The 4,334-nt window shown below is 57.2% G+C and carries 4 protein-coding genes; 2 read left to right on the top strand and 2 right to left on the bottom strand.

The annotated features are described in order from the left end of the window. Positions 1-32: 32 nt before the first annotated feature. The gene (locus WA989_RS00630) at positions 33-932 is read right to left on the bottom strand and encodes a glycosyltransferase family 2 protein (protein WP_424338601.1); all 900 of its coding nucleotides are present in this window, start codon (positions 930-932) and stop codon (positions 33-35) included. A gap of 92 nt (positions 933-1,024) precedes the next feature. Between WA989_RS00630 and WA989_RS00625 the strand changes: the two genes are divergently transcribed. Next, entirely contained in the window at positions 1,025-2,101 is a 1,077-nt protein-coding gene (locus tag WA989_RS00625; RefSeq protein WP_424338600.1) for an acyltransferase family protein, read from the top strand. Between the two features lie 100 nt (positions 2,102-2,201). On the opposite strand, the gene WA989_RS00620 is transcribed toward WA989_RS00625, so the two are convergent. Beyond that, positions 2,202-3,155, bottom strand: coding sequence for a glycosyltransferase family 2 protein (locus tag WA989_RS00620; RefSeq protein ID WP_424338599.1), 954 nt, complete (start codon positions 3,153-3,155; stop codon positions 2,202-2,204). 169 nt (positions 3,156-3,324) lie between these two features. On the opposite strand from WA989_RS00620, the gene WA989_RS00615 reads away from it, so the two are divergent. Then, complete coding sequence (locus tag WA989_RS00615) at positions 3,325-4,296, top strand: glycosyltransferase family 2 protein (RefSeq protein WP_424338598.1); 972 nt, start codon at positions 3,325-3,327, stop codon at positions 4,294-4,296. Positions 4,297-4,334: the final 38 nt, after the last annotated feature.

Here is a 4,334-nt window from a genome sequence, read left to right as displayed (position 1 = left end):
TGACCGAATACTTTTATTAGAAAGGTACATGGTTATCGCGAGGGGCCGATGCTGCCAAGGAAACTCCAAGCATAGGCCGCCACGTAGCGTGGTCGGGTAGGGAAAAGGCGCATGGCTGCGGCAGAGTGAGCGCGAGCGGCATGCCATTTTCCCAGTGTCCGAAGACTGCCCGCGATCCGGTGATGATGACGCGCGAGCGCTTTCGGGTCCGTCGCAAAGAGATCTCGATGCTTCTCGAGAACCTGCTGTTGCGCCGCCACTCGGCGAGCACTCATCCAAGTGATCGAATTCGGGCTTAGTCTCTGTACGACCAGGTTCTCGGCAAGAAAGTCGATGGGCCCTTCAGGAGCCACGCGCAGCATGAGTTCCCAGTCGACGAGTGCGGACAACGTCTCATCGAAGCCGCCCACGAGCTCGAACACGTCACGGCGAAGAATCAACATCTGCGTCGAAACAATGCTGTTTCTGAGAAGGTCCGGCAAGACTCGGCTCGACCGTGGCGCAGTACCTGGACGCGGATACCGGTCGATGACTGGGCTATCGATCTGACTTCCCAGCTTGACTTCCATTCCGCAGAAGCCGCCTATCCAACTTCCACTCGCGAGCCGGGGCATCTGCCGAGACAACCGAGCCGGTCGCCAGAGATCGTCGCTGTCTTGGAAGGCAATCCATGGAGCTGTTGTGTGGCGGACACCGAAGTTTCGTGCCGCGCTGGGTCCTCGCGTTCCGAAATTCGATAGAATTCTCAAACGCGGATCCCGGATACCGCGAAGCACGTTTACAGTGCTGTCGGTTGAGCCGTCGTCAACTGCGATCACCTCAAGATTGGAATAATCTTGATCAAGTACACTTAGCACTGCCTCCGCAACAGTGTCTGCGCGGTCCCGGCATGGAATCACGACGCCGACGCGTGGCTGGGAAGAATCGATCATGGCGACCAACGTACAAGAATTTCGGATTATTGCGATGACTCTCGCACTCGAAAGGGTCTAATGTCATTGAGGTACGCGTCCGAGAGGAAAGTATGACCAGACTCGCCGCACTCAGCCAGGGTCGAAACAACAATCTCAATTTGATCCGGTTCGTGGCTGCTGCCGCCGTGCTCGTGTCCCATGCGTGGCCGATGGTCGAGGGTCCGGGTACTACCGAACCGCTTGAAGAGATGGTAGGTCATTCGCTCGGCACGTTGGCTGTCTTTGTCTTCTTCGTCATCTCAGGCTTTCTCATCACTGCCAGTTTTCAGCGTTCGTCGTCACGAACGAGCTTCATACTGTCTCGCCTCCTGCGATTATTCCCGGCACTCTTGGTCAACCTGCTCTTTGTAGCGCTATTACTGGGGCCCGTCGTTACGACGATTGGCGCTAGGGCGTACTTCGCGAGCGGCGAGCCGTTTCTATTCGTAATGCGCGACTTGGCTCTCTTTCCGCTAATGTATGAGCTTCCAGGGGTCTTTGTAGGTCAACCGATTGAGGCGGTTGTCGGTTCAATCTGGACGCTGCGACACGAGGTTCTTTGCTACGCCGGGGTATTTGCCGCTGGGGTTCTCGGGTTCTTCACGACGCGAGAAAGATCCGCTGCCCTCCTCGGACTCTACGCGGTAATATGGTTTGCAGTTACTCTTTCGCCGGTCGAAGTGCCAGGAACGATCGCTGCGTTTCATCGCCTGTCGGTCCCGTACGCAATCGGTGTCGCGTTCTGGATCTGGCGTGAGCAAATTCCCTTATCATCGTGGGCATTGGTCCCCATGATTCTGTTAGCGTTCATCCTTGCGGATACCTTATTCGCGTTTCCCGCCTTTATCTTCGTTCTCGCCTACGCGACCTTTGTGTTTGCGTACCTTCCAGGTGGGACGATACTTCGTTTCAACGAGCTTGGCGACTACTCCTATGGTATGTACGTCTACGCATTTCCCATTCAGGGCCTGGCGGTTTATCTTTTTGGTGCGCAAACCCCACTGCAGAATATTGCATATTCGATGCCTGCAACACTCCTGCTGGCCATAGTGTCATGGCATTCGATCGAAGCTCCCGCAATGGCCGCAAAGCCGCGGGTCTTGTCCCGGGCATGCTTAGGCGCTTCACTGCAGCGCGGCTCCCCCTGAAGCAAGACAGCAAGATCCATGCGGATACTCTGAAGGAGAGCAAGAGAATCTGCTCATTGTTCAGTTTTTACGCCGGCGGCGTGTCACACTAAACGCATGGTTATTGTTTGGATAGCGTCAGTCTTTCGAGGATGATGGTCTTCATCTCGCCTCCGATAATCCTGACGTTCCGCCGACACCAACCTGCGATTACGCGCAGCGCCGCCAATCGCTCCGACAACGGCATTGGCGTGCCTAACGCCGCGCGAAAGTACCCCGCCCCTAGTCTGCTGTTCGTTGCCGGAAACCATTTACCGCGCTGCGGATCAAACCATGAGGCGAGCTGTCGCTCGAGCTCGCCGGCGCTGCTTGCCGCTTCCGCTGCGATGACGGATCCCTCGTCATGCTCGCGCCGCAGAAATAGTGGTTCGGAAAGTTCCAGAAACGGCCCATGCAAGGCGAGTTCCACCAGCAACAGCTTGTCTGAACGGGGCATGTTGGCGATCAGGCTTGTCTTTTCCAAGACTTCCCGACGTACCAGCCCGAAGACCGGGAAACACATGTGGATCAGCGATGCAGTATGATCACCTGGACCGATCATCTTTGCTAATCTCTCCGCAGCCGTGTCTCCACCCTTTCGCGTGACCCGGTCGTCGATGCCCAACTCTCGGCCGTCAGAATTGATACGTAACGTTTGGGTATAGGCCAACACAGCACCGGTGGTGTCGGCTTCGAGCGCCGCAACGGTGCGGTCTAGATAGCAAGCTGCGATCATGTCGTCGTAGGCGGCCCACCGGAAATATCGACCCATTGTATGATGGAAGACATAGTTGAAGTTTGCCGCTGCGCCAAGGTTCCTATCTTGTCGCACAAACCTCACCCGGCCATCGCGACTCGCGTAATCCCTGCAAATAGAGGCGGTGTTATCGGTGGAGGCGTTGTCCGAGATCAGGAGTTCAAAGTCGCGATAGCTCTGCGCAAGAATTGAGTCGATCGCGTCGGAGAGATAGCGACCTCCATTATGAACCGGCAGGCCGATCGACACGAACGGATGAGGTGTTGCGAAAGGAGGCATCAGCAACCCTCTGGATTGCGAAGATGTGGGTATGTGATGTAAAGTGCTTTGAGCGGGCAAAACGCGCCGTCTAGCGCGATACTCTTGCAGTCATTCGGAGGGTCATAATTGCGGACGGAAGGCACGATGGGACCCTTGCCAAAGAATCCGAGAAAGCACGAAGCTGTCATTGTCACGCCCTATCCTCTCCATCATCATCCCTGCTTATAACCGCGCCAACAAGGTCGGTGACGCGATCGCTACGCTGGCGGGTGCGCCGCCTGGGATAGAGCTGATCGTGGTCGATGATGGCTCGGCAGATGGCACCGCGGCCGCCGCTCGCACTGCAATCGCCAATATTTCGCTGACCAAGACGCAGGTCATCGAGCAGGAGAATGCCGGCCCAAGCGCAGCTCGCAACAGAGGAATCGCAGCTAGTACCGGCCGTTACATCGCGTTCCTTGATAGTGACGATCGCTGGATGCCCGGCGCGGCAACCGTCCTTGTCGACCTTGTTGTCCAATCCAAGATTGGACCACTGACCTTCCTTGCGACACACGATATTGGGCCCGGCGCCAATGGCAACTGGCCGAGCATCTCCGATGTCGTACCGGACATTCTGACATTTCCGTGCTTTACTGACGCGGTGCTCTCGGGCGCCCAAATGCGTTTCGCCGCGTGCAACTTGGTGATGACGCGCGATCTTCTTAGCCGGCTCGGTGGTTTTTCCAACGAGATGTTCTGTGCCGAGGACACTGACCTGTTCATGCGCGCCAACGCCGAGTTCTGTACACTGGTCCGATCTCCGATACTTGTCCTGCACGAAATTGGTGCTGGAGATCAACTCACAGGAGACGCGAAGCGTGTCCGCGAGGGTCTTGGGCACCTTGTTCAAAGAGCCGCCGCGGGCCTGTATCCTGGCCGCTCCATCGAAACCGTCCTTGCAGGCAGCGTAGCTCATGCAGCACTTGTCTCGTTCGCTGCCGGGCAACCGGGCGCCGCCTATGGGGTCTGGCTGCGACACCTTCATCGGCTCTTGCGCGCCGGAGCCTGGCACTGGGCACTGCGCCTGCCGTTGTTGCCGCTTCTCCATCTGATCCGTCCGTCCAGCTTTGCATTTCGTTGGCGGCCGAAAACTGGCCGCCGAAGCAGCGGGCCCTGATCCACCACCTGGGCGCTTATCTGAGAACGAGGTCACCG

The organism is Henriciella sp. (assembly GCF_049649345.1).
Taxonomy (GTDB): Bacteria; Pseudomonadota; Alphaproteobacteria; order Caulobacterales; family Hyphomonadaceae; genus Henriciella.
This window is presented reverse-complemented; position numbering and strand designations above follow the sequence as displayed.